1 protein-coding gene is annotated in these 1,678 nt (G+C 69.2%); it reads left to right on the forward strand.

All coding sequences use genetic code 11. The features are described 5' to 3' along the window. The first annotated feature begins 122 nt into the window (after positions 1–122). Positions 123–1,502 (forward strand): IS1380 family transposase, encoded by a 1,380-nt coding sequence (locus ABZ887_RS51085; protein ID WP_361306587.1) that lies wholly within the window; start codon positions 123–125, stop codon positions 1,500–1,502. Positions 1,503–1,678: the final 176 nt, after the last annotated feature.

The following is a 1,678-nucleotide window of genomic DNA, read 5'->3' on the forward strand; positions in this document are numbered from 1 at the left end:
CCTCGCGCTTTCATGAGCGTGCTCGTCCATGCCTTGATCAAATAAGCGGAGAGTGCTCCTGACCTGCAACGATGGGACTTGTCTAGGGTCCTGTTGGCTGCACGGAAAGAAGCACTCTCCAGGTGAGCAAGCGTATCGGGTTGTACCCGCGTGTCCGCGTCGAGGGCGGCGGCAGCGGGACGGTCTCGCAGGCCGGGGCGGTGCTGCTGGTCGAGACCGTCCGCAAGTCCGCTCTGGACACCGCGATATCGGCGGCGCTGGCACCGTGGCGCAAGCCGCGGGCGGTGCACGACCCGGGCAAGATCCTGCTGGATGTGGCCCTGGCCGTCGCGCTGGGCGGGGACTGCCTCGCGGACGTGGGCATGCTGCGGGCCGAGCCGGGCGTGTTCGGCCCGGTGGCCTCCGATCCGACCGTCTCCCGTCTCGTTGACGCGCTCGCCGCCTCCGGCCCCAAGGCCCTCGCGGCGATCCGGGGCGCACGCTCCGAAGTACGCTCGCGGGTCTGGGAACTGGCCGGGACGAACGGTCCGGCCGCCGACGGCCAGGTGACCGTGGACATCGACGGCGTGCTCGTCCTCGCCCACTCCGAGAAGCAGGACGCCACCGCGACCTGGAAGAAGACCTTCGGCCATCACCCGCTCGTCGCGTTCGTCGACCACGGTCAGACCGGGTCCGGGGAACCGGTGGCCGCCCTGCTGCGGCCCGGCAACGCGGGCTCCAACACCGCGAGCGATCACATCGAAACCGCCCACCTCGCCCTGGCCCAACTGCCCAGACACCTGCGACGGGGACGGCAGACGCTGATCCGCACCGACTCCGCCGGCGGCACCCACGCCTTCCTCGACTGGCTCTCCAAGCCGGGCCGGTGGCTGTCGTATTCCGTCGGAATGACCATCACCGACGCCATCCACCAGGCCGTGCTGAAGATCCCGAAGAGGGCGTGGACACCGGCCTACGACGCCGGTGGCACCCAGCGGCCCGGCGCCTGGGTCGCGGAGATCACCGATATGCCCGACCTCTCCTCCTGGCCCAAAAGCATGCGGCTGATCGTCAGAAAGGAACGCCCGCACCCCGGCGCCCAGTTGCGCTTCACCGACCTCGATGGCATGCGGCTGACCTGCTTCGCGACCAACACCAAGGGCGGCCAGCTCGCCGACCTCGAACTTCGTCACCGCCGCCGGGCCCGCTGCGAAGACCGCATCCGAAACGCCCGTGACACCGGCCTGCGCAACCTGCCTCTGCACGACACCGCCCAGAACCGGATCTGGCTGGAGATCGTCCAGATCGCCCTCGACGTCCTCGCCTGGATGCCGATGCTCGCCCTGACCGGCGACGCCCGCCGCTGGGAACCCAAGAAACTCCGCCTGCGTCTGTTCTCCGCCGCCGCCCAGCTCGTGAACACCGGACGCCGCCGCCGGCTCCGCTTCACCGCCCGATGGCCCTGGACCGACGTCATCACCCACGCGTTCGACAGACTCCATACCTTGCCGAACCCCGGCTGACCAGCAACTTCGAACGTCCCGACGACCCGCACCACCGCACCGGCGAAGTGGAACCCGGCGCCCACCCGACACGAGAGCCGGGCCCTCAGCCTGCCCCAACCCCGAAAAGATCCCACCACACAGACTCAACGTCCCCGTCAGCAAGCTGCCGGGGACTCATGAACGATCGAGGCTAA

The sequence above is a fragment of the Streptomyces sp. NPDC047061 genome (assembly GCF_040643955.1).
GTDB lineage: Bacteria > Actinomycetota > Actinomycetes > Streptomycetales > Streptomycetaceae > Streptomyces.